This is a genomic window from Weizmannia sp. FSL K6-0777, assembly GCF_038593185.1.
In the GTDB taxonomy this organism is placed as follows: Bacteria; Bacillota; Bacilli; order Bacillales; family Bacillaceae_C; genus Weizmannia; species Weizmannia faecalis.
Genome location: NZ_CP151971.1, coordinates 919,970 through 944,201, shown reverse-complemented (window position 1 = coordinate 944,201; position 24,232 = coordinate 919,970). Strand labels below are relative to the sequence as shown.

The 24,232-nt window shown below is 45.8% G+C and carries 18 protein-coding genes and 1 pseudogene; 1 reads left to right on the top strand and 18 read right to left on the bottom strand.

Features of this window, described 5'->3' with window-relative positions; translation table 11 throughout:
* Positions 1–185: 185 nt before the first annotated feature.
* From trxB to NST70_RS04175, 9 genes are all read right to left on the bottom strand, one after another.
* Entirely contained in the window at positions 186–1,133 is a 948-nt protein-coding gene (gene trxB, locus NST70_RS04215; protein WP_061564966.1) for a thioredoxin-disulfide reductase, read from the bottom strand.
* A gap of 182 nt (positions 1,134–1,315) precedes the next feature.
* Positions 1,316–2,827 carry a tetratricopeptide repeat protein gene (locus tag NST70_RS04210; RefSeq protein ID WP_328228548.1) on the bottom strand — a complete coding sequence of 504 codons (1,512 nt, stop codon included), beginning with the start codon at positions 2,825–2,827 and terminating at the stop codon, positions 1,316–1,318.
* A gap of 99 nt (positions 2,828–2,926) precedes the next feature.
* Entirely contained in the window at positions 2,927–3,442 is a 516-nt protein-coding gene (locus NST70_RS04205; protein WP_017551706.1) for an acyltransferase, read from the bottom strand.
* On the bottom strand, positions 3,439–4,092 hold the full coding sequence (gene ppaX, locus NST70_RS04200; protein WP_328228553.1) for a pyrophosphatase PpaX: 654 nt from the start codon (positions 4,090–4,092) through the stop codon (positions 3,439–3,441). Before ppaX ends, NST70_RS04205 begins: the two co-directional genes overlap by 4 nt.
* A gap of 95 nt (positions 4,093–4,187) precedes the next feature.
* Positions 4,188–5,003 carry a prolipoprotein diacylglyceryl transferase gene (gene lgt, locus NST70_RS04195; protein ID WP_035182142.1) on the bottom strand — a complete coding sequence of 272 codons (816 nt, stop codon included), beginning with the start codon at positions 5,001–5,003 and terminating at the stop codon, positions 4,188–4,190.
* A 63-nt stretch (positions 5,004–5,066) separates the two neighbouring features.
* Complete coding sequence (hprK, locus tag NST70_RS04190) at positions 5,067–6,020, bottom strand: HPr(Ser) kinase/phosphatase (protein WP_014095830.1); 954 nt, start codon at positions 6,018–6,020, stop codon at positions 5,067–5,069.
* Between the two features lie 352 nt (positions 6,021–6,372).
* Positions 6,373–7,668 carry a transposase gene (locus NST70_RS04185; RefSeq protein ID WP_014097075.1) on the bottom strand — a complete coding sequence of 432 codons (1,296 nt, stop codon included), beginning with the start codon at positions 7,666–7,668 and terminating at the stop codon, positions 6,373–6,375.
* Between the two features lie 526 nt (positions 7,669–8,194).
* Positions 8,195–8,539: a phage holin family protein gene (locus NST70_RS04180; RefSeq protein WP_035182163.1), complete on the bottom strand. Its 345-nt coding sequence runs from the start codon at positions 8,537–8,539 to the stop codon at positions 8,195–8,197.
* A gap of 124 nt (positions 8,540–8,663) precedes the next feature.
* Positions 8,664–9,809, bottom strand: a complete 1,146-nt coding sequence (locus tag NST70_RS04175; RefSeq protein ID WP_035182145.1) for a DUF4097 domain-containing protein — start codon at positions 9,807–9,809, stop codon at positions 8,664–8,666.
* Between the two features lie 299 nt (positions 9,810–10,108).
* Between NST70_RS04175 and NST70_RS04170 the strand changes: the two genes are divergently transcribed.
* Positions 10,109–13,705, top strand: coding sequence for a CDP-glycerol glycerophosphotransferase family protein (locus NST70_RS04170; protein ID WP_342475818.1), 3,597 nt, complete (start codon positions 10,109–10,111; stop codon positions 13,703–13,705).
* 129 nt (positions 13,706–13,834) lie between these two features.
* Here NST70_RS04170 and NST70_RS04165 read toward each other — a convergent pair whose 3' ends face one another.
* The 9 genes and pseudogenes from NST70_RS04165 to NST70_RS04125 form a co-directional block, all read right to left on the bottom strand.
* The gene (locus NST70_RS04165; protein WP_342475817.1) at positions 13,835–14,641 is read right to left on the bottom strand and encodes an ABC transporter permease; all 807 of its coding nucleotides are present in this window, start codon (positions 14,639–14,641) and stop codon (positions 13,835–13,837) included.
* A pseudogene (locus tag NST70_RS04160) lies at positions 14,638–15,771 on the bottom strand (CDP-glycerol glycerophosphotransferase family protein); the annotation flags it as partial. The gene NST70_RS04165 and the pseudogene NST70_RS04160, both read right to left, overlap by 4 nt.
* Positions 15,772–15,963: 192 nt before the next feature.
* The gene (locus NST70_RS04155; protein ID WP_017551694.1) at positions 15,964–17,154 is read right to left on the bottom strand and encodes a CDP-glycerol--glycerophosphate glycerophosphotransferase; all 1,191 of its coding nucleotides are present in this window, start codon (positions 17,152–17,154) and stop codon (positions 15,964–15,966) included.
* Positions 17,147–17,545 carry a glycerol-3-phosphate cytidylyltransferase gene (gene tagD, locus NST70_RS04150; RefSeq protein ID WP_013858674.1) on the bottom strand — a complete coding sequence of 133 codons (399 nt, stop codon included), beginning with the start codon at positions 17,543–17,545 and terminating at the stop codon, positions 17,147–17,149. The genes NST70_RS04155 and tagD overlap by 8 nt, the downstream gene beginning before the upstream one ends.
* Before the next feature lie 357 nt (positions 17,546–17,902).
* Positions 17,903–20,767: an excinuclease ABC subunit UvrA gene (gene uvrA / locus NST70_RS04145; protein WP_342475813.1), complete on the bottom strand. Its 2,865-nt coding sequence runs from the start codon at positions 20,765–20,767 to the stop codon at positions 17,903–17,905.
* The gene (gene uvrB, locus NST70_RS04140; RefSeq protein ID WP_014095838.1) at positions 20,754–22,754 is read right to left on the bottom strand and encodes an excinuclease ABC subunit UvrB; all 2,001 of its coding nucleotides are present in this window, start codon (positions 22,752–22,754) and stop codon (positions 20,754–20,756) included. The genes uvrA and uvrB overlap by 14 nt, the downstream gene beginning before the upstream one ends.
* A gap of 182 nt (positions 22,755–22,936) precedes the next feature.
* Positions 22,937–23,182 (bottom strand): DUF2164 domain-containing protein, encoded by a 246-nt coding sequence (locus tag NST70_RS04135; protein ID WP_104851287.1) that lies wholly within the window; start codon positions 23,180–23,182, stop codon positions 22,937–22,939.
* A gap of 14 nt (positions 23,183–23,196) precedes the next feature.
* On the bottom strand, positions 23,197–23,442 hold the full coding sequence (locus NST70_RS04130) for a CsbA family protein (RefSeq protein WP_104851286.1): 246 nt from the start codon (positions 23,440–23,442) through the stop codon (positions 23,197–23,199).
* 86 nt (positions 23,443–23,528) lie between these two features.
* Positions 23,529–24,173, bottom strand: coding sequence for an HD domain-containing protein (locus NST70_RS04125; RefSeq protein WP_014095841.1), 645 nt, complete (start codon positions 24,171–24,173; stop codon positions 23,529–23,531).
* Positions 24,174–24,232 lie beyond the last annotated feature (59 nt).

Below are 24,232 nucleotides of genomic sequence, written 5' to 3'. Positions count from 1 at the left end.
TTCCTTGAACCGCTTATAGCCGGAGCCATAAGTGTTCTTGGTTCAAACATATAAAAAAGGGGGTCAATTTATATTTACATCATACCGCAAGTTTATTTCATGCGGGTTACAAACACGTTAAAACCACTTGACGTTTTCCCTGTTTTTAGCAAAATGCCGGGGATACACGCCTTTTTATCCAGTAATCAACCGGCTTTCATGGCTTCTTTCACTTCTTCTACATAATGCTGGGCGTTTTGTGCGGCAATGCTGCCGTCGCCTGTTGCCGTGACGATTTGGCGGAGCGTTTTTTCGCGGACATCGCCGGCTGCAAAAATGCCCGGAATTTTCGTTTCCATTTCCTCATTCGTCAAAATATAACCGGCTTCATTCGTAATGCCCAGGTTTTCAAAAGGCTTGGTCAAAGGCACCATGCCAATATAAATGAAAACGCCGTCCGTTTTAAATGGTTTTTCTGATCCGTCCACAGTCGAAACGAGCGTCACAGAGCCGACTTTTCCGTTTTCTTCATGGATTTCTTTCACCGTATGATTCCAGATAAAGTCAATTTTTTCATTTTTAAAAGCCCGGTCCTGCAGGATTTTTTGCGCCCGCAGCTGATCACGCCGGTGCACAATCGTCACTTTATTGGCAAAGCGCGTCAGGTAATTTCCCTCTTCAACAGCCGAGTCACCGCCGCCAACGACAACGAGGTCTTTTCCTTTGAAGAAAGCGCCGTCGCACACTGCACAATAAGAAACGCCGCGGCCGCCCAGTTCGTTTTCGCCTTTGACACCGAGTTTCTTATATTGGGCGCCCGTTGCGATAATCACAGCAAGCGCTTTGTATGCTTTTGTGCCCGCTTTGACAATTTTATAATCCCCGTCTGTGTCAATGCCTTTAATATCGCCGTATGCATATTCGGCACCAAACTTTTTGGCATGTTCAAACATTTTATTTGACAGCTCCGGGCCGAGAATCGATTCATAACCCGGATAGTTTTCCACTTCTTCCGTGTTGACCATCTGGCCGCCCGGAACGCCGCGCTCGATCATCAAGGTTTTCAAGTCTGACCGCGATGCGTAAACGGCAGCTGTCATCCCGGCAGGCCCCGCCCCGATAATGATCACATCATAAATTTGTTCTTCACTCATCGTTTGTACCACTCCTTATTGAAGGGCCGCGGCCGGGAAACCGCAGGCCGCCTGTTTTCATCGTTCCACAAAGATGCAATTCCATACGATTTTTTCGAAAAAACCCCACTTTCTTTTATGCAGTGGGGTTTTCTTTCATTCTCTATAGTAAAGGAATATTGGTTTATCGTCCATTCTTGTGCTTAAAGGAGCGATTTGATCCGGTTTGCGTATTTCCTTAACGTGGAGACGGAAATCCGGTACTCCTTTGCAATCGCCTGCTGGGACACTTTGTCGCCTTTTTGGCGGTGCCACAAGTAATCGATAGCGGCGGCAAAACCGGACTCATTTTGAAACCGTTCCCCGCGTTTCAGACCGGTTAAAAAAATCGAAAACCAGGCGAGCATTAAGTTCGTATAGCCCGGAAACATCGGACCGTAATGGCTGTGGAGGATACATGCAATATTGTGGCCGCGCACAAACACCTCATCCGGGTCAAACGATTCGCGAATATCCGACTCCAGCACATGGGCGAGATAAATTTTTTCGGTCAGCGTAAAATCGTCAAGCGGTTTAAAATCCGGATGCGATACGATATCCGAACGATTGGAAGACAATCCGATCATGAAAATTCCGAAGAACCGCTCGGACAACTCCGTGCTGTTCAACCTGTCCAAAATAAATTGGACATTTTTCTCGTTCATTTTCTTTTTCATTTCCCGGTTCCATGGTTCGCAGCCTTTTTTCTCCGGATTCAGTTCCACAAGCTGCTCCCAGGCGGCTTCTGCTGCCTGTTGCCGGTTCGTATGGTAAGCCGCCCGCGAAAGCCAGTAGTAAAACGAAGCATCACCGTCAAACCCAACTTTTTTCAACCGGTTCAGCCAAAGGTACGCCTCTTCATAGCACCCGACAATTGCAAATGTTGCACCGAGTTTATATTGATGGTCCAGTAACACCGGCCGAACTTTTTCAAGGCCGCGTAAAATCTGTTCCAGCTTTTCGTCATCGCGTTTATGGTAGTAAAAAACCGCTAAATTGCAAAGTGCATGAAGGTTGCCAGGGTTCTTTTCGAGCAAATCCATCAGTACCTCGACCGCTTTTTCCGTCTGGCCAAGGTAAAAACACGCAAGCGCCATGTTGTTGTAGGCAGACCAGAAATCGGGGTATTTCTTGATCAGTTTATGCAACTCCGAAAGCGCCGTATCGAAATGTCCCGCTTCGAGATACCGCCTTGCTTCCTCTTGTCTGGCCATGAGTTCGTCCTGTTCATACGAAATAGCGCCCGTTTCGTCCTCTTCTTCCAAATCAAGCACATAAATGAGTTCTTCTGCTTCTTCCCTGTACTCGCCAAACGGGTCCAGTTCAAGATATTTTCGCGCATGGTATAAAGCTTCGTTAAAAAATCCGAGATCCGCATAATTATTGGCAATAAAATAATGGCATTCGACCATGCCGGGATCGAGTTTTGCTAAAATATGGCGAAAAATGTCAATCGCCTTCCGAAACGCTTCACAATGGGTATAAATGATCGCAAGCTGGCAGGCGATGACCGGATCATACGGGTCAAGCTGGGCAGCGCGCTGCATATATTTCAATGCCTTTTTGATGTCATGGCGGTCATAAGCCTGGACACCTTTATTAAAATAGTATTCTCCCGTTGGTACAAAAGACAGCACATTGTCATGTTCCTGCCTTAATTTGGAATCTTTGCTCATGTTGTTCCCTCACAAACAAGTAACATTCATCGTTTCTTGTAGTATAACATACAATTGGAAAGCCTTTAACCTTTTGGGATAAAGTAATTCTTCCCTTTTTTATCGTTTTGTTTGTTCCGGGTCTTTCTTTTCGCTACTTTTCTGCCTGATTTGAAGCGGATTCCCGCAAGCAAAGGCACCAGCCGGCACATCTTTATGGACGACAGAACCGGCGGCCACCACCGCCCTGTCTCCGATCGTTACACCTGGAAGGATCGTCGTGTTCGCCCCAATCATCACGTCATCCCCAATCACAACTTCACCGATTCGGTATTCATCAATCAAATATTCATGCGCGAGAATGGTCGTATGATAGCCGATCACGCAATTTTTGCCGACTGTGATCATCTCCGGGAACAGAATATCGACAAGCGCTTTGTAGGCAAAAGCCGTCCTGTCCCCGACTTGCATGTGCAAAAAGGTGCGGTACATTTGGTTTTTGAAGCGCAAAAACGGAAGAAAGCGCGCAATTTCAATGACAAGCACGTTTTTAAAAACTTTCCAGAATGAAACGGTTTTATAAATTTGCCAAAGGGCATTCGATCCTTTAACCGGATACCGCTTTGTATTTCTCATTTTACATGGACCCCGACAATTTCAGCAAGATCCGGCATCGTTTCGAGCATAAAATCCGGGTTGTATTGCTCAAGAAAAGCGCGCCCTTTTGCCGACCATGCGACACCGGCCGACAAGGTGCCGGCATTTTTCCCCGCTTCGATATCATGGTAATTATCTCCGATCATGATCGCTTCTTCCGGCTTCGAACCGAGAAGGCGGAGCGCTTTTTGGACAGGCTCCGGATCCGGTTTGGCCTTTTTGACATCATCAAGCGCCACCACCACGTCAAAAAACGGTTCCAATTTTGCAAGTTTCAGCCCTTTCATGATGGTGCCCTTCATTTTTGTTGAAACAATCCCGAGTTTAAAGCGGTGTTCCTTAAGCATTTTAATCGTGTCATATACGCCCGGAAATTCCTTGACAAGCGCATCATGCTGCTGAATATTATACGCCCGGTATTTGGCAGTCATTTCCTCCGCCCGTTCCGGATCGATCGACGCAAACGTGTCGATTAAAGGCGGGCCGTTAAAAATGAGCACGTCCCCGCGGCTGTAACGGCCCGGATAGTACGCATTGAGCGTATATAAAAAGGATTGGATAATCAATTCGTTTGTGTCAATTAAAGTGCCGTCAAAGTCAAACAGCAATGTCGTAATCCGGTCTTTCAATCTGCTTCCCTCTTTCTTTTCGTGGCTCCGTTTGGCCGGAAAGCCTGTTTGCCTCTCTGAAACGGGCTGAACCATCCGGAAAAATTAAGCCTTTTTCACTCTTCATCGTATCGTTTGGCCGATAAGCCTGTTTTTCTGCGGTAAAACCAGAGAAGAAGCGCGCAAACAATCAGGATGAAGGATACAACTTGCGCCATGCGGATATGCGCAGTCAACATCAGGCTGTCCGTCCGCAAACCTTCGATAAAAAACCGGCCGATCGAGTACCAGATAAGATAGGTTAGAAAAATTTCGCCCCTGTGCATCGCCGCCCGCCTTCTCAACAAAAGCAAAAAGATGAAACCTGCAAGATCCCAAAGTGATTCGTATAAAAATGTTGGCTGGTAATAAGTGCCGTTTATGTACATTTGATTAATGATCCAGTCCGGGAGATGCAAGTTCTCGAGAAAAGCCCTGGACACAGCCCGGCCATGCGCCTCCTGATTCATAAAATTGCCCCAGCGCCCGATCGCCTGCCCTAAAATCAGGCTTGGGGCAACGATATCCGCAATTTTCCAGAAAGAAACGCCCTTTGCACGTGTAAAAAGAATGGCGGTGACCACCGCCCCAATCAGCGCGCCGTGAATGGCAATGCCGCCATTCCAAATTTTAATGATTTCACTTGTATGTTGGGCATAATACTTCCATTCAAACAGGACATAGTAAATCCGGGCGCAAATAATGGAAACCGGAATCGCCCAAATGCATAAATCGGCAATGATATTTTGGTCAACCGAAAGCCGGTCAGCTTCCCGCATCGCAAGGGCAAGACCCAAAAGAATGCCGCAGCCGATAATGATTCCGTACCAGTGCACACTAAACCCGCCTAAATGAAACGCAATCGGATCCAGCGGGGTAATATTCGAATCCATTTTTCACAACCACTCCTTCTTTTCCGCGCCGTAAAGGCCAGCCTAAAATACAGCCGGCCATTTTTACGGTTCGTTCTTTTCTTCTTCCGTTCCCTGCTCGTGTTCTTCGATGACGTTTGCGAGCTTGGCCGTAAATTGCCGCGCCGCATTGACGCCCATATTTTTCAGACGGTAATTCATCGCCGCCACTTCGATGATAATGGCGAGGTTCCGCCCCGGCCGCACCGGTACCGTCATCTTTGTAATTTCGGTATCAAGGATTTTGACTTTTTCCTCATCCAGCCCGAGCCGGTCATATTGCTTATGCTCGTCCCATAACTCGAGATTGGCAATCATAGTAATTTTTTTATGGCTTCGGACCGCACCAGCGCCAAACAGCGTCATAACATTTATAATGCCAAGGCCGCGGATTTCAAGCAAATGCTCGATCAATTCCGGCGCATGCCCGATCAGAGATCCTTCTTCTTCCTGGACAATCTCCACGCAGTCATCCGCGACAAGGCGGTGCCCCCTTTTGACAAGTTCAAGCGCTGTTTCGCTTTTTCCGACCCCGCTCTTGCCGGTGATCAGAACGCCGACCCCGTACACATCTACAAGCACACCATGGATGGCTGTTGCCGGGGCGAGCTTATATTCCAAATAATTGGTTAAGCGGCTTGAAAACCGGGTTGTTTTCATCGGGGTCCGCATCACAGGGATCGATTTTTCTTCGGAAGCTTCTATTAACTCATCCGGTACTTCCAAATTTCGTGATATCACGATGCCCGGTGTAATATCGCTGCATAAGTTGTCCATCCTGCTTTTCCGTTCCTCCGGCGAGAGCCTCTTGCTGAATGTGATTTCCGTCATCCCGAGCAGCTGGATCCGGTCGGCTGGATAATAATCGAAAAATCCCGTCATCTCGAGCCCCGGTCTTGAAATATCGCTTGTGGTAATCGGGCGATGGATGCCCTCTTCCCCACTGATCAATTCCAGATTAAAATGTTTAATCATATCTGCTACGCGCACCTTTGCCACTGTAATTCCTCCTGTTAAGTCCGGATGAAAACCACCGGAACGGCTTGTTGATGATTCAAAGGCTTCTTATTATTTTATCATTTCCCAAAGGGCCCGTTCCACCCTTTTCAACCAAGAGCTTTTTGCGATGTTAACAATTTTTCTTTCAATGCAAATAGAACACCACCAGAAATATAATATTGTCAGATAAATATATGCCCATTTTCACTATAAAGTCAATTTTGCACGCTTAAAAAATGTACTGTTATCAGATAATTGTTGAAAAAATATAGAAATGTATCTAAAAAAAGGCGCACGAATCCAATGATCCACAAGCGCTTTTTTTGAAATTGATTTCCTTTATGTGGATAAGTTAAGAAACGAGGCTTCTCATTTTTTCAGCCTGGTTCTCTTTGATCCGGCCTAAGGCCATGGCTAACATGACACAGAGTGCCAGTCCACAACGCAGCTTCATTTTAGCCATTCCCCGAATTGTATGAAGTTCAAAGCCGAAAGAAGTATCAAGCCGGCTGTTCACGCGCTCTACAGCTGTACGTCTGTTGTATTCTTTTTTCCACTTATAGCTCGATCGATCAATGGGTGTAAAAATACGCCTGTCTTCAGATAATGAGATACGGAGCCCTTGTGCCACGGGGCATTGAGCCTTGCCTTCACATGTCACTCCCATTTGTTTCGCCGGGCAAAGTTTTTTTAGTTTCTGGCGGTCTTTCTCAAATCCCCCGTTGCACATTTCCCGTTGTTTACCTGTTTCAGGGCATACGCAGGATACGGTTCCTTTGTAGTTATAAACGACGTTTTCCTTTCCCGGGAGTAATCGTGTTTTGTCGGGGTCTTTCCACATATTGCGAATATCAATGATGGGCTTAATCTTATACGTATCCCAGAGTTTCGTAATCAGCTTCGTGTCATCATAACCCCGGTCTCCCGCCATCGTTTCCGCTGTTTTCAGAAGCTTTGGCTGCTTTTCTTCCATTTGCTCTAAGAGTTTATGCCCTTCCGTAATGTCTGACTCAGACGCTTTTGTAACCTTGAATGTTACCGGTAACTCGTAGGTTGCATCCACCACCAGATGCAGTTTGTAGCCAAACCATTTCACAACTTTTTGCCATGGGTTGCCTTCTTTTGTCACACCACTGTAAACCTTCTGGCTATGATTTGCATCCAGATCCCGGCGGCCATCCTCGGTTTCATGCTTGTTCGGATGTTTAGAAAACGATGAGATCGCCTTGCTGTCGATTGCCAAGCGTTTACCAAAATCCGGCAACCGTTCCAGGAGCTGTTCTACCAAAGTCTCAAACATTTTATCCATCATTTCTTCGTCACGGATTAGGGATTTTAGAAAGCGCGTATAGGCATATGAAGTTGGAACCTGCCCTTCAAAGCCACACATCTCCCTTAATTGGCCATTACGGGAGAGTTCACGGCGTAATTTCTCAATGCTTTCATGTTGAAATACAATGCCTGCCAAGATAGAATTCCACATGGCACGAACGGGGTAGTCATTACGGCCCTTCCCCCTTTTCTTTTCAAGGCTTTGCATGAACGCTTCATCAGGCATGTAGTCCAGTACAAGGCGAAGACGGTCTAAATCTCCAAGAATCTCAATTTCTTTCCATGTAAACAGACTCATTTGTGGTATAATAGCCATACAGGTGAACCTCCCAGTGTTAACTCCCAGTGTTAAGATGTTAGTCCTAAAACTATTTTAACCTACTGGGGAAACGGGTTCACCTGTTTTTGTTTCAGTGGGGTGGAATTTTTGTCCACTCCTTATTTTTTTATCATTTTTGCTTGTTTCCCCCTCTTTTTAGGGGGAAAATTTTTTTATCCTTTTTTCAAACCCTTGGGCTACAAGGAGTCTGTAACATCGCAATTACCTCACCAAAAATCATCCTGTGCCGTGTAAAACTGCGTTAGAGCGGTTCAGGGCCTAATGGCAAATCAGAGCGGACGCTGCTTTCCTCCTTTTCCAAAAGGGCGACGCTATAAATGAACGAAAAGTCGCCACCCTGTTACTTCTTTTGAGATAAATGCCGGGTGGTGCATTTTTCATTTTAAAAATAGCTTGGCTGCCTGAAAATGATTTACCCTATATCCATCGGGCCATGGCATGAAAAAACGGCGGGTTTTCGCCGCCGTTTTTTCAAAGCTCCGGTTTCAGGCCGCCGCGTATCTTATTTTCGGAATACGGTTTCCTGTAAAATTAAGTTTACGACCGCCATGATGATCGCAACGAAAAAAGCCATGCCGAAGCTGTCAATTTCAAAACTTGCGCCCATCAGTTCATCCGTCAGCACAAGCGTAATGGCGTTAATGACGAGCAAAAAAATGCCCAAGGTGAGAATCGTGATCGGCAACGTAAGCAAAATCAGGATCGGCCGTACCAGAATATTTAAAATGGACAAGACGAGACTTGACATAACGGCAGCCCCAATATTTTCGACATAAAAGCCATGAAAATAGCCGGAAAGTGCAATAAACAACGCCGCATTGATCAAAATTCCAAGTAACCAGCGCATGATCATCAAACCTTTTCTGTGTGGTTCTTTTTACAGTATATAACGGCATAGCAGTTGATTCCAGCAGCAGAGCAGGTACGCATCTTTTTTTCGCGAAATTTCTGCTCCCCCGGCAAAAATACGATTATGCTTCCGGGCTTTCTTCTTCATCCGGCGTTTGTTCGTTGATCGTGATGGACCCCGTTTTCGCGTCGGCAAAAATATATAATGCGGGCTCGGTGGTGCCTTTTCTGCTGAACCGCGCCACTTTCTGAATCATTTCTTTTCGTTCTTCATATTTTTCCATGCCTTGAAGGTCAATCGCAAAGTTGCCGAAGTTGCTTTTTCCTTCCCCGTGTACGGAGATGTTTTCCGGGATGGTCATTTCAATGTTTCCGGAGACGGTCTTGCTGTGCAATGAATCGGCGCCCGGAGCCATTTTTACCGTAATATTGCCGTTAAATGCTTCAAAGTCTGACCGCCTGCACGCTCCGTTCCACCGGATGTCCCCGTTCATCGTCTGTACTTCAACCTGCCCGATTGTATTTCCGTCAAAATCAACGGTGCCGTTTCCCGTTTCGACTTCCGCCGTTTCCAAATCGGCATGTTCCACAAGTACTTTTCCGTGGAGTGTTTTCACTTTTAACTGGTCTGCCTGAATGTCTTTCACCTGGACGTTTCCATTGAAAGTGCTCAACGTGATTTTCCGGTAGCGGGACGCCGGAACATAAACGGCTGTATCCACTTTCATCCATTTGGATTGCGTAGAAAACACAAGCCTGCCGCCCTCCACCGAAAACGTGCTATTGTTCAGCAGAAAACTGCGGGCATCTTCCCTGTCATTGGTGCGGTACACTTTTGCTTGGCATTCTATCCGCACATCTTCCTGATCCCATTGTTTAAACGTTAAATGCCCGTTTGCGATGTCCAATTCAATCGTATCGGTTTCCGGCAGGCTTTGCTGGAAAACATGGGAAACTTCGGCAGACTGGCCCAGCTGGAGATCAAAGTCCTTTATTTTTTTCAGCGCGCCGCCGACAAGATCAAACAACTTTTCTTTCGTTTCATTAAAATTCCGGTCTGCGTCGCGGAACTTTTTCTGTCCGGTGGTACTACCAGCCTCGCCGCTGCCGCCGTTTGTAGCCTGTTCCCCGTTTTCTGCCGGATCCTCTTTCGCAGCAATTTGTCCCGCCTCTTCCCTGTCCAACGCCTCCAACAGCGTCAGTGCCTCATCCGTCGACAATTTCCCGTCCTTCACCATATCCAAAATCCGTTTTCGTTTGTTTTCCATGGGGGATGGCCTCCTTTTTCTGCTCGTTACTTCTCTTACGTTTAACAGCATATTAAGTTTCAATTATTCCATCATTCATTTTAAAAACCTGAAACCGGATTCCTTTGCTGCCATCATATAGACAAATATACTTTTTTTCGATAAGATTTGTTAGGGAAACCTCCCTACAATATGATTCCTTTTTTGACAAAATTCATATCAATTTTTATCGATAAGGAAATAATATGATGGATCATGACAGAAAAAACTTGTAAATCATTACCAATATAGAGATCTCTTTTGAAAGGAGACACCGTCAGTTGAATAAAAAGGTATTAAAAAGAAGATTGAAATTTATCGGTGCGCCGATTATACAGTATCTCATTAAAGATAACCATCAGCGTGCCAATCAATATGCAAAATTTTATGACCAGTTGCGGATAAAACCAAACACCATTCTTTACGAAAGCCGCGACGGAAAAAGTATGACAGACAGCCCTTATGCGATTTTTAAATATATGGTTGACAATCCCGCTTATCAACATTACAACCATATTTGGTCAATCCAGGATTTTCAATCGCTCCAGCCGGTTATAGACAAATACAAAAAATATCCAAACGTTAAATTTGTACAGCGTAATTCCAGGGAATATTTAAAGGAATTGGCCTCATGTGCGTATTTAATTAATAATTCCACATTCCAATCTTTTTACGCTCCGAAAAAAGGCCAGGTTTATATCAATACGTGGCACGGCACGCCATTGAAAAGCATGGGCTTTGACATTCCGGGCAATCCGGCCCAGTCGCAAAACGTGTTAAGAAATTTCCTGAGTGCCGACTATTTGCTGAGCCCGAATGAACATACGACCAAAATGTATCTGGACAGTTATAAGCTTGAAGGGCTGTATGACGGAAAAATTATCGAAGAAGGGTATCCGAGGATTGATTTAACCTTCCATACAAATCCGAATACCGTAAAAAAAGCGTTAAAAGACGCCGGATTAACCGTTGATTTCAATAAAAAGAACCTCCTTTACGCGCCGACTTGGAAAGGAAAAAGTGTTTCAAAGGCCAATAATGATGTAATGCAAATCATCTCTGACATGGACAGAGTCGAAAAAGAGGCCGGAAATGAATACAACGTTTTCGTAAAAGTCCATCCGTTTTTATACCCGCAGGCAGCCAAATATCCTGAATTGCAAAGCCGGCTTGTTCCTGACTATATGGACACGAATGAACTGCTTGCTGCAACGGATCTTTTAATTACGGATTACTCCAGCATCTTTTTCGATTACCTGGTCACAGGAAAACCAATATTATTTTATACATGGGATTATGATGTATACAGCGAGGAAAGAGGACAATATCTCAAAAGTGAAGATTTGCCCGGCCCGCTCTTGTTTAGCGTAGAGCAATTGATTGAAGCCATTCACAACATTGAAACGGTATCGCAAAAATATGCTTCAAATTACCAAAACCTCCGCAGCCGTTTTACCAACCATGAAGACGGAAAAGTGACGGAAAGAATTGTACAGTATATTTTCGACCAAGCTTCTTTGCCCCTTCATATTGTCAATGCAGTGCCGGTTAAAAAGGAACGGATACTGATTTATCCGGGGGGGATGCGAAATAACGGGATTACCTCCTCTTTCCTGAATTTAATGAACAACATTGATTTTGAAAAATACGATGTCAGCTGTTTTACCGGCGCACCAAGATCGAAAGAAGTCCTGAATAATATTTACAAAATCAATAAAAATGTGCGCATGATCTTTAAACCTGGCGTACCGCTTTACCGCGTGTTTGAAGTATACCGGGATAAATTTACGCATAACCGGGGCATACAAGGGAATCTTGGGAAAAAGATTTTTCCAGAGCGTGCTTATGTCAGGGAACATACGAGATTGTTTGGCAACAGCCATTTTGATTATATTATCGATTTCAGTGGATACAGTTACTATTGGGCAAAGTATCTGGTCGTTGCAGATGCGAAAAGAAAAATTTGCTTTATGCATAACGACCTGCTTTCAGACAGTGAACGTGAAATCAACGGGAAACACCCGCACAGAATCAACCTGAGAGGCTTGTTCACGCTGTACTACAGATTTGATAAGCTGGTCAGCGTCTCCAAAGGAACAATGGAAGTCAACCGGAAAAATTTAAGCCGGTATGCAAATGATGATCAATTTGATTACGTCCTGAATTCCATTAATCCGGACAGAATTCTTTATGCAGAAGAAGAAAAATCGGATGAGCCTAAAATTACCAAGTTTAAGGCACGGGCGCTCCTCAGTAATGTAAATGATTATCCGGTTTGGCGGGTGCTCCCTTCCATTGAAGGCGCAACACAAGTATCTTTGTCCAATGAGATGGCGAATGCCGAGGTTTTGATTACAGCCAAATCAACAGTAAAACACGCATTATATTACCGTTTCCATTACGAAGGCAAAGAAATCGGCTGGATTCATGAAAAAGCAGTTGCCCTTCTTCCGGATAGTGTTGTCACATCGGAAAAGGTAGATAAGCTGGCAAAGATTGTTAAAACAAGAGGAAATGCTATATGGAGCAAACCTTTTAAACTGCCTGGAACAAGAAAGATCTCTTTGAGTTCCGACTTTAAAAACTGTATTGTAGCTGTTGATCAGGCAGTACAAACACAGCATTCAACTTATTACCGGTTCTCTGTAAAGAAAGAAGCCATTGGCTGGATTGACAAAAGAGCGCTTGGATTTTACAGCAGCTGTACGATTGAACCCAATACGGGAATTTTCAGCAAGCTCAAGATATTTGTTTTACGAAAGCTGATTCAAACGTTAAATTACAGTAAAAGAGAATTTTTAAACCATCTTGACGGCCGAACACGCAGGCTTGTTGACCTCCGCAAGCCTAAATATTATAAAGTGGCAGGTTCAGTAAATGAACCAATATGGAACAAGCCGTATCCAAATCATAAGGCCAAGATGGTAGAAGAAGCTTTGAACTATAAAGATGCCATTGTCACTGTAAAGAAATTAGCAAAAACAAAACAGGGCGTTTACGCTCTCATTTATTTAAAAAACAATAAAATCGGCTGGATTCATACAAGCGCATTAAGCCCATTGAAACGCTCAACTGTCGTCTCTGACATTGAAGTTTTAAAAATCGCGAGGATATTGCCGGATGAGAAAAATGCGGTAATCTGGTCCAAGCCATATGGAATGGAAGGCGCGGAAAAGGCAGGGCTTCCCGATATGCTGAAAGGTGATGCAACCTTTACAATAGACAGGGAAGTTACCACCCCATCCGGGACTTATGGCCGTATCCTGCAGGCGGACGGGCCTGAAATTGGCTGGATCAACATGCGGAACGTCTTTGTAGAGCGTGCTTACGGATACGAAGTAAATGGCCAGTATGTCCCGGAACCGGACAGCAGCCATTACAATTTTGTCAACATGGGCAGGCTTTCTCCGGAAAAAGCGCAGGCCAATTTAATTTCGGCGTTTGCCGATTTTCATAAAAACCATCCGAAAAGTAAACTCTATATTCTCGGGCAGGGCCCTTTAAAAGCCGAGTTGCAGGCGCTGATTCTGGAGCTTGGCGTAAGCGATTCTGTTTTCCTAATGGGCCAGCTTGATAATCCTTTTCCTTTTATGAAAAAATGCGATTGTTTTGTCCTGTCATCGCATTATGAGGGCCAGCCGATGGTACTGCTCGAGGCGTTAACGCTCGGCATGAAAATCGTGGCAACAGATATTGTCGCAAATCGTACCGTCCTCGAAGACGGCAAATACGGGCTGCTTGTGGAAGACAGCATTAACGGGTTAAAATCAGGATTGGAAGCCATGATCACCCACCAGCATCCGGAATTTGAAAAGTTTCATTATCAGGCGTATAACAAAGCCGCCATGGAAACATTCTACAGATGCTTGCATGAATAAGATGAAAAAAAGCACTCCCTATTAATAGGAAGTGCTTTTTTTCATACCTGTTTTTCGTCATCCGGGCCATTTCGAGTCAGCTCTAAAAATCTGATCACGGCCGGAAATGGCCATCTTTCGGGAAAACCCTTATAAGAAATCGACAAAACTATTTCTAAATTTGATATGCAGCGCCGAACCAATCATAAAGACGATGAGGGTTACAGCCCAGAAATAAATCGTGTAATGTAAATGTTCAACAAGATACCATCCCATATTTCCAAGCAATGCAGAGCGGTACCCTTCAACAATGTAGTAGTACGGATTTAACTTTAAAATCAATTCAATCGGGCCATGCAATCTTGCAGATGGATCCCAAAGAACAGGCAAAATATAAATCATCATCCGCATAATCGCCTGCACAATGTTTTGCACGTCCCGTACAATCGTTGCCAGCGTAGATGTAATCAAAGATAAAGAAAATGTAAATACAAACGTGCAAACCAAATAATATGGCAGCTCAAGGTAATAGACGGAAACCGGATAACCTTGAAATTGAAGGATAATGATCACAATCGCAAGCAGCAGCAAGTGCTGATAAAATTTTGACATAATGACATAACTCGGAATGGCGCTTAATGGAAAATTCATTTTTGCAACCATTCGGATCCGGGAATAAATGGAACGGGATCCTTGCAAAACAGCCGGGCTGATAAAAAACCAAATAGACGACCCTGCAAACAGCCATGGAATATAACCCGGCCGCGGATGCCCGCCTCTTAAACCAAAACCGAAAACAAACCAGTAAATCGCAAGCTGGATCATCGGATTTATGACTTCCCAAAGGATGCCCAAATAATTATTCCTGTTTTCACTCCTTACCCCATATAAGGAAAGGCGGATAATTAAATAAAAACTGTTGAATTGCTCTTTTAAGACAGTAATGGCAGATTTCATAACTCTTTCCTTTCTGCAAATACCCTTTCAACAACGCGCCGTGCTGATTCTCCACATTCTAAATAACAGAATTTCTGATAAAAAGCATCAAATGAATCCGGCAGTTTATATCCCGCGGCATCCATCTTCTTCACTTCATCAATCACCTGTGCGGTCGTTGTAACAAGCGGGCCCGGTGCCTCTTTTTCAAAATCAAAATAAAAACCGCGCAAATGGTCTCGGTATTCTTCAATATCGTATACGAAGAAAAGCATCGGCCGTTTTAAAATGGCATAATCAAAAAATACGGATGAATAATCCGTGATCAGCAAATCAGAAATTAAATAAAGCTGCGCGATATCTTCATAATTGGAAAAATCATAGGCAAAACCTTGATAAGGTGCTAAATCCAATTGTTCCGCAACCAAATAATGCATCCGTAAAATTAAGATATAATCATGGCTCAGATGATGCTGCAACTGATCTAAATCAAGTTTTAATTCAAACCGGTACTTCCCGGTTTCATGAATTTGGTTATCCCGCCAGGTAGGGGCATAAAGAATCACTTTCTTATCAGCCGGAAGCCCCAGTTTGCTTTTTAATGACTTAATAGATGCACGGTTGTTTTGGGCGGCTAAAATATCATTACGCGGATACCCGGTTTCAAGTATCGCCTGGCGGAATTGAAAAGCGCTCCGGAAAATGGCTGTTGAATAGGCATTGGGCGAAATTAAGAAATCCCACTTCCCCGCCTCTTTCAAAAAATCTTTTTTATACTGTTCAGCCGTAGTTCCCGGAATATGCACTTCTTCCATATCATTTGCAAGTTTTTTCAAAGGCGTCCCGTGCCATGTTTGAAGATACACGGTATGTTTCGGCTTCGGAATCCATAAAGGCATCCGGCTGTTGGTCACCCAGTAACGAGCCCTGGCCATCATATATACCCAGTAAGGAGACAGCCTTTTAATATAGCGGACGTCTTTATTTTGAAAGTTATGTAAGAAGTTTTTGTGCGCGCTCCAGTAACAAGTATAGCCCGGGTAATGCGCTTTGATATATTCATATATCGCCCGCGGATTATCGCTGTACTGCTTGCCCTGAAAGCTCTCAAACATAATCACGTTCTTTTTGGCGGGCAATTTCCCGATCAAAAGCATAGCCAAAAAATAAATTTGCTGTGCTATGCTTTTCAAGATTTTTTTCATACAAATGCATCCTCACATCAAGACACGATTGAAAGCACTTAAACGGCTAAAACACAGTAAAATTAAACAGATTTCCCATTGATGCGGTTTTTTCTTGCAATACCGGAATCTGTCCCGGAATTCCATTTTCCTGCAAACTCACCCATACATTCTTCCCTTTTTTTCGTCCTGTTCACGCAAATACTGTACCAGATCGCGGCTGGAGTGGCCGGCAGAGTATGTATTCCAGGTTCTTGAAAATGCTTCAATACTTCCCGCATCAAAAGAACCATTTTTAATCAAACCAATAATTTCTGCCGTCGTACACGCAATCGGCCCGGGGACAAGCCGGTCATACGGTTCCCACAACCCCCGTGTGGCCTGATAGCTTTCCAGATCATACGGATAAAAGATCATCGGGCGGCCTAATAGGGAAAACTCAAAAGGAACAGAAGAATAATCCGTGATCAAGTAATCCGTTACCACCAATAATTCGTTGATATTCATATCATGCGGGCAGTCCACTACAAAATCAGGATACTGCAGCAGCCCTGCCCCTTTGTTTACAGCCGGATGAAATTTCACAGCGAAAATATACTCATCCTTCAATGCATCATAAAGCCGGCCCCAATCAAGCGGCGCTTCAAAATGATCCGGATGCTGGTCCCTGAAAGTCGGAGCATACAAGATCACTTTTTTCTTTTGAAAGGCAGGATACCGTTTGTACAGCTCCCTCTTTATGTCCCGAATCCTGTTTTGGTCAAAAAAAAGATCGGTCCGTGGTATGCCTGTGCAAAGAAAATTTTCAGGAGGAAGCCCGAAAGCCCTCATAAAAATATGCTTCATTTTTTCAGACCCCACCACTACCCGGTCAAAATGGGCATACACTTTTTTAAACCGCTTCAATGCACGCTTGCCCCTCGTGCGGATCGTTTTGTCTTCAAGGCCAAACGTTTTAACAGCCCCTGCTGCATGCCAGAGCTGGATGCACTCCACCTCTTTTTTAAACGGGGCGGCAGCCAGGAAACCGTAATAATTATCAACAATCACAAATTTCGATGTCGCAATGTTGTATATGCTACGGATAAAATGCTGCAAATTTTTCAGTTCAAACAGAAATACCTTCTCTTGCCGGACGGTTTCCGCAACACGGCGATAGCAGGAAGAAGTACAAACGAACGCTACCTGAAAAGGATCGGAAAGCTTTTTCAATTCCTCATACACGTATAAACTGTTCTGCTCAAATGAAACGACAAAAGTGATTTTCCTTTTCAAAGGAAAAATTTTACACAATGTAAAAAGCACGCGAAAAAGCAGTAAGTATAAGGAAATGAACAGTTCCCTAACCATTTTTCACAGAGAAGAGGTCCTTCTTAATTTTTGACGTAGAGATGCCAACCGTCCGTGGCAGGTAAACCACTTCACAATAATCCTTCAGAAAATCAAATTTGCCTTTCCAGTCATCGCCCATCACGAAAACATCGACATTGTATTTTTTAATATCGTCTATTTTTTGTTCCCACGAATGTTCCGGTATGACCTGGTCAACGTAACGGATCGCTTCCAAAATTAATTTCCGGTTTTCATAGCTATGGTACGATTTTTTATTTTTGATTTCGTTAAATTCATCCGATGAAAGGCCGACGATTAAATAGTCGCCTAATGCTCTTGCGCGTTTCAGTAAATTGATATGCCCCCAATGGAGAAGGTCAAATGTTCCGTATGTGATTACTTTTTTCATACAGTTCTCTCCCTGCTAAATGTAATAGGCAACATTCCTGCACAATGCGACACTTTTCATTATTTTTCCCTAATCTTTACTCATTATATGTCTATTTCAAGCAGAATTCAAATACTTCTTCAAGAAGCGGGCGCCGGGTTTTCCCCTATGTACGAGGGTCCCTCCCACAAGCGGGGAGGAACGCCATACAGTGAGCACGCCGGTTTTCCACGTAATAGAAAAAATGGCCAAAAGACACCGTACATCCCGCATTCAGTTATTCATCCGGCAGGGCAGGAGGTAGAGAAACGCGGGCGTCCGGGACTTTAGGCGCGAACACAGCCAGAGTCGCACTTATGAAAAAACAAAAAGCATGCCTCAGCGCGCCAGGTTTTCTATTTCTTTTTCCATTCTTTCCCGGTCGCGTTCCAACACCGGTTTCAAATATTTTCCGGTGTAGGAGGTTGGGTGTTCCGCAACTTTTTCCGGCGTACCGGTAGCAACAACGGTTCCGCCGCCATCTCCGCCTTCCGGTCCGAGGTCAATGATATAGTCGGCGGTTTTGATGACATCGAGGTTATGCTCGATCACAAGCACCGTATCGCCGTTTTCCACCAGCCGCTGCAGCACATCAAGCAGTTTGGCAATATCATGGACGTGAAGGCCGGTTGTCGGTTCATCCAAAATATAGAAAGAACGCCCGGTCGAACGCCGATGCAGTTCAGATGCGAGTTTCACGCGCTGCGCTTCGCCGCCGGACAGAGTTGTTGCCGGCTGACCGAGCTTGACGTAACCAAGGCCGACATCCGCAATGGTCTGCAGTTTCCGCCTGATTTTCGGAATGTTTTCGAAAAAGGAAATCGCATCTTCCACCGTCATATCGAGTACATCAGCAATATTTTTGCCTTTGTATTGAACTTCGAGCGTTTCGCGGTTGTACCGTTTGCCGTGGCATACTTCACACGGTACGTACACATCCGGCAAAAAGTGCATTTCAATTTTGATAATCCCGTCGCCGTGGCAGGCTTCACACCGGCCGCCCTTGACGTTAAAGCTGAACCGCCCTTTTTTATAGCCGCGGATTTTTGCTTCGTTCGTGGAAGCAAACACGTCGCGGATATCATCGAACACGCCGGTATAGGTCGCCGGGTTGGACCGCGGCGTCCTGCCGATCGGGGACTGGTCGATGTCAATGACTTTGTCGAGATGTTCAATACCCTTGATTTCTTTGTAAGCGCCCGGTTTTGCTTTTGCACGCTGCAATTTTTGGGCAAGCGCCTTATGCAAAATTTCATTGACAAGCGTGCTCTTTCCGGAGCCGGAGACGCCGGTTACAGCAATAAACAGGCCGAGCGGGAATTTTACATTGATGTTTTTTAAATTATTTTCTTTCGCGCCCCTGATTTCAACAAAACGGCCGTCCCCTTTCCGCCGTTCAGGCGGGAGCGGGATAAATTTCTTTCCGGATAAATACTGGCCGGTGAGTGAATCCGGATTTTTCATCACCTCGCGCGGCGTGCCGGCAGCAACAACCTTTCCGCCATGGACGCCTGCTCCCGGGCCGATGTCAATCAAGTAGTCTGCGGCAAGCATGGTATCTTCGTCGTGTTCGACAACAATAAGCGTGTTGCCGATATCGGCCATTTGCCTGAGCGTTGCAATCAGACGGTCATTGTCGCGCTGATGGAGGCCGATCGACGGTTCATCAAGAATGTATAAAACGCCTGTAAGCCTCGATCCGATCTGCGTCGCAAGCCGGATGCGCTGGGCTTCGCCGCCGGAAAGCGTGCCGGCAGAACGGCTCAGCGTCAAATAATCGAGGCCGACATTGACGAGAAAACCGAGCCGGGATTCGATTTCGCGCAGGATCAGCCGGGCGATCGCCTGCTCTTTTTCCGTCAATTCAAGATGGGCAAAAAAGGAGCGGGCATCTGCAATCGAGTAATCCGTCACTTCACTGATATGTTTCCCGCCCACTTTCACAGCAAGGCTTTCCGGTTTCAGGCGGTAGCCTTTGCATTTCGGGCATGGCTGCTCGGCCATATATTTTTCCATCTGCTCGCGCGTGAAGTCGGAACTGGTTTCGCGGTAACGGCGTTCGATATTGTTCAGTACGCCTTCAAATTGAATCATATTGTCGCGCACCTGGCCGAAATCATTTTCATAATGGAAATAAATCCGTTCGTTGCCAGATCCGTATAAAATGATCTCCATCTGATGCTTTGGCAAATCTTTTACAGGCGTGTCCATATCAATGCCAAAATGCTCGCACACCGCTTTTAAGAGCTGCGGATAATATTGTGAGCTGATCGGTTCCCACGGGGCGATCGCGCCTTCATTGAGCGTAAGTGAGGCGTCCGGAATGACAAGGCTTGGATCCACTTCAAGCTTTGCCCCGAGCCCGTCACATTCCGGGCAGGCGCCGAACGGGCTGTTGAACGAAAACATGCGCGGTTCCAGTTTGTCGATCGAAAAGCCGCAAATCGGGCAGGCAAGGTGCTCGCTAAACAGCAGTTCCTCTTCCCCGATCACATCAATTACCACGCGCCCGTCCGCCAATTTCAGCGCTGTTTCAAGCGAATCGGCCAGGCGGGGCTCAATTCCGTCTTTTACGACAATACGGTCAACAACGATATCAATGGAATGTTTTTTGTTTTTGTCCAGCTCAATTTCTTCGCCGAGGTCAAGCATTTCCCCGTCAATGCGGACACGGACGAAACCCTGTTTCTTAATATCATCCAGCAGTTTCACATGCCGGCCTTTTTTCCCCGATACCACCGGGGCAAGCACCTGGAGCCGTGTCCGTTCCGGGTATGCCATGATCCGGTCCACCATTTGTTCGACCGTCTGCGAAGCAATTTCAATGCCATGGTTCGGGCAGATCGGGTGGCCGACGCGGGCATACAGAAGCCGCAAATAATCATAAATTTCTGTTACCGTCCCGACGGTGGAACGCGGATTGCGGCTCGTTGTCTTCTGGTCGATGGAGATTGCCGGGGAAAGGCCTTCAATCGCATCCACATCCGGCTTGTCCATCTGCCCTAAAAATTGCCGGGCATAGGCGGACAGCGATTCAACATAGCGCCGCTGCCCTTCCGCATAAATCGTATCAAATGCGAGCGAAGATTTTCCGGACCCGGACAATCCCGTCAGCACAACAAGCTGGTCCCGCGGCAAGGTTACATCAATATTTTTTAAATTATGGACGCGGGCCCCTTTTACTTCAATTTTATCTAATACCATTGTGGTCGTCACCTGCTTTCAGTTCTAAAAGGGCATCACGGTACCGGGCGGCCTGCTCGAAGTCAAGCGCTTTTGCCGCTTCTTTCATCTTTTCTTCCAGTTCTGCAATCATCCGTATGCGTTCTTCTTTCGTCAGCGGCTTTTTCGTTTCTTCCGCTTCATACGGCGTTGCATCTTCCGCCGCATAGGTCGCGTGGATCGTATCGCGGATATCTTTTTGGATCGTTTTCGGCGTGATGCCATGTTTTTTGTTATAGGCTTCCTGGACGGTACGGCGCCGTTTCGTTTCGCTGATCGCTTTTTCCATCGAATCCGTGATTCTGTCGGCGTACATGATCACTTTGCCGTTTGCATTCCGGGCGGCGCGGCCGATCGTCTGAATCAGTGACCGTTCGGAACGCAGGAAGCCTTCCTTATCGGCATCGAGAATGGCAACAAGCGACACTTCCGGGATGTCCAGCCCTTCCCGGAGCAGGTTGATGCCGACAATACAATCATATTTGCCAAGACGGAGGTCGCGGATAATTTCAATCCGTTCGAGCGTTTTTACTTCGGAGTGGAGATACTGGACTTTAATGCCCACTTCTTTCAAGTAGTCCGTTAAATCTTCCGCCATTTTTTTCGTCAGTGTCGTGACAAGCACGCGCTCATTTTTTTCAATCCTGTCCTGAATTTCCCCGAGTAGGTCGTCGATTTGCCCTTCGATCGGCCGCACCTCAATTTCCGGATCCAAAAGGCCTGTCGGGCGGATAATTTGTTCCACCATTTTCGGCGTATGCTCAAGTTCATACGGCCCCGGTGTAGCGGATACGCAAATCATTTGCGAAATATGTTTTTCAAATTCCTCAAACCGGAGCGGCCGGTTGTCAAGCGCAGACGGCAGCCGGAACCCGTGGTCGACGAGCACCTGCTTGCGCGCCTGGTCCCCATTAAACATTCCCCTGATTTGCGGGAGCGTAACATGGGATTCGTCAATGACGAGCAGAAAATCTTTCGGGAAATAGTCCAGAAGCGTATACGGCGTCGAACCGGGCGGGCGCAGCGCCAAATGGCGGGAATAGTTTTCAATCCCGGAACAAAAGCCCATTTCCCGCATCATTTCCAGATCATAGCGCGTTCGCTGTTCGAGCCGTTGCGCTTCGAGCAGTTTACCGTTATCGCGGAGCTCTTTCAGCCGTTCTTCAAGTTCCGCTTCAATATTCCGGATCGCAATCTGCAGTTTCTCATTGCGCGTAACGAAGTGGGAAGCCGGGAAAATCGCCACATGGTCGCGGTCACCGATAATCTCGCCGGTCAGCGCGTCGACTTCGCGGATCCGGTCAATTTCGTCACCGAAAAACTCGACACGAATGCAGTGTTCATCGCGCGAAGCCGGGAAAATTTCGACGACATCGCCGCGCACACGGAACGTCCCGCGCTGGAAGTCAATATCATTGCGGGCATACTGAATATCAACAAGCCGCCGCAGCAGCTGGTTCCGCTCAATTTCCATCCCGGTCCGGAGCGAGACGACAAGCTCGCGGTATTCTTCCGGCGAACCTAAGCCGTAAATACAGGAGACGCTCGCAATAATAATGACATCATTGCGCTCAAACAGGGCAGACGTTGCCGAGTGCCGCAGTTTGTCAATTTCATCATTAATGCTTGCATCTTTTTCAATATACGTATCGGTTTGCGGCACGTACGCTTCAGGCTGGTAATAATCGTAATAACTGACGAAATACTCTACTGCATTGTTCGGGAAAAACTCCTTAAACTCGCTGTACAATTGCCCGGCCAGCGTTTTGTTGTGGGCAATGACAAGCGTCGGCTTATTCACTTCTTTAATCACATTCGAAACCGTAAACGTTTTTCCCGTTCCGGTCGCCCCGAGCAGTGTCTGAATCTTTTTGCCTGCACGGATGCCGTCCACAAGCTGGCGGATCGCTTCCGGCTGGTCCCCCTCCGGCTTGTATTTCGAAACAAGTTCAAAAGCATGCTGTTCCATCCATGAGCCTCCTTAAACCGGCATCATCTATTTCAACCTTAAAAGGCCGTTCTTCGTCTTTCAGTCTTTTTATTTTAACATAAATCCTGCCCCGTCTCCAACAAAAAGCGAACAAGTTTTCTATCTTTCCATAAGAAAGAACGGTAAGGATTTTCCCTACCGCTTTCAGGAACGGATGGACGTTATTTCACCGGGATTTCCAGGGCGTACCATTCTTCTTCAAGGCGTGCATTTTGCCCTTCCCATATTTTCTTCGCATCCTCAATTCCCTTATTATAGTAGTGTGCCGCAAGCTTTTCCTGAAAAAAGTCAAAATAAACCTGTGTGGCAATCACACCGATTTCTTCACCTGTCTGTTCCCAGACAAATTGCTGTATTTCCCGTAGAATCCGCTGCTTTTCCGCAGGGTCCATTTTGAATCCGGTCATGGGCGCCTCCGCCTTCATTTTTTCATTTCTTTTTTCATCTTTGCCTTCCGTATCATTGTATTAGCAAAATAAAACCCGATTGTCAATGAAGCTGCATCCACGATATATACCGGCCACGTGCGCGTATAGCCTTTATAAACGGAAGCGACAATGAGCGCAACCGTAAGGATCAGCCCAATCACCTGGTTAAACGTCACCCGCGAAAAAAAGATGACAAGAAAGCATGGAAAAACAGCGGCTACCACCAATTGAACGATCATCCTCACCCCACTCCAAGCCCTTTCTTCTGCTATCCCTATTTTTTAACATTCCGCCTGAAAATACAAGAAAAATCATTGAAAATGAATTATCTTTTGAATTCATTTTCAATGATTTCATCTGTAATGCCGCGCAACTGGCTCCGTTCGATAAATCGTTCTGCGAGCAGATCAGGCAAAATGGACGTTAAAAAGTATTGGACAGATGCAAGCCCCGAAAACCGCAAAATGGTCCGCAGCGATTCCTCGTAAATTTCCAGAAACAGCGGCTCCGGATTGCCTTTTTGAATTTCCCCAAAAGATTCATACAAAAGATCGACTTTGTCGGAAACGGATAATATTTTTCCTTCCAGCGTATCGTCCTTGCCTTCTTTGAACAAATCAAAATAAATTTCCCGGTATTCTTCCGGAAATACGCCGTTGATAAAGTTTTTCGTCATTTCTTCCTCGACCTGTTTGAACAACTCATGCAGCTCTTTTGAAGAATATTTGACCGGCGTTTTGATGTCGCCTGTAAACAGTTCCGGATAATCATGATTCAGCGCCTTTTGGTAGAGCGCGCGCCAGTCCACTTTATTGCCGGCTTTCTCTTCCACATGGCCGAAAAACTGGGCGATTTTTGCCACTTTAAAAGAATGGGCTGCCACCGAGTGTTCTTGGAATTTAAACTTGCCCGGGCAGCGGTAAATTTTTTCCAGGTCAGACAAACTTTTAAAATATTGGTGAACCCCCATCCTGCTTCCCTCCTTGCTGTCCGATTTTCTTTTCTCTATAGGATCGGGACTGGTTCTTT

Coding starts and splice junctions, on each gene's coding strand:
- trxB (WP_061564966.1), bottom strand. CDS start 1,133: ATGAGTGAAGAACAAATTTATGATGTGATCATTATCGGGGCGGGGCCT.
- NST70_RS04210 (WP_328228548.1), bottom strand. CDS start 2,827: ATGAGCAAAGATTCCAAATTAAGGCAGGAACATGACAATGTGCTGTCT.
- NST70_RS04205 (WP_017551706.1), bottom strand. CDS start 3,442: ATGAGAAATACAAAGCGGTATCCGGTTAAAGGATCGAATGCCCTTTGG.
- lgt (WP_035182142.1), bottom strand. CDS start 5,003: ATGGATTCGAATATTACCCCGCTGGATCCGATTGCGTTTCATTTAGGC.
- NST70_RS04185 (WP_014097075.1), bottom strand. CDS start 7,668: ATGGCTATTATACCACAAATGAGTCTGTTTACATGGAAAGAAATTGAG.
- NST70_RS04180 (WP_035182163.1), bottom strand. CDS start 8,539: ATGCGCTGGTTACTTGGAATTTTGATCAATGCGGCGTTGTTTATTGCA.
- NST70_RS04175 (WP_035182145.1), bottom strand. CDS start 9,809: ATGGAAAACAAACGAAAACGGATTTTGGATATGGTGAAGGACGGGAAA.
- NST70_RS04165 (WP_342475817.1), bottom strand. CDS start 14,641: ATGAAATCTGCCATTACTGTCTTAAAAGAGCAATTCAACAGTTTTTAT.
- NST70_RS04155 (WP_017551694.1), bottom strand. CDS start 17,154: ATGGTTAGGGAACTGTTCATTTCCTTATACTTACTGCTTTTTCGCGTG.
- tagD (WP_013858674.1), bottom strand. CDS start 17,545: ATGAAAAAAGTAATCACATACGGAACATTTGACCTTCTCCATTGGGGG.
- uvrA (WP_342475813.1), bottom strand. CDS start 20,767: ATGGTATTAGATAAAATTGAAGTAAAAGGGGCCCGCGTCCATAATTTA.
- uvrB (WP_014095838.1), bottom strand. CDS start 22,754: ATGGAACAGCATGCTTTTGAACTTGTTTCGAAATACAAGCCGGAGGGG.
- NST70_RS04135 (WP_104851287.1), bottom strand. CDS start 23,182: ATGACCGGATTCAAAATGGACCCTGCGGAAAAGCAGCGGATTCTACGG.
- NST70_RS04130 (WP_104851286.1), bottom strand. CDS start 23,442: ATGATCGTTCAATTGGTGGTAGCCGCTGTTTTTCCATGCTTTCTTGTC.
- NST70_RS04125 (WP_014095841.1), bottom strand. CDS start 24,173: ATGGGGGTTCACCAATATTTTAAAAGTTTGTCTGACCTGGAAAAAATT.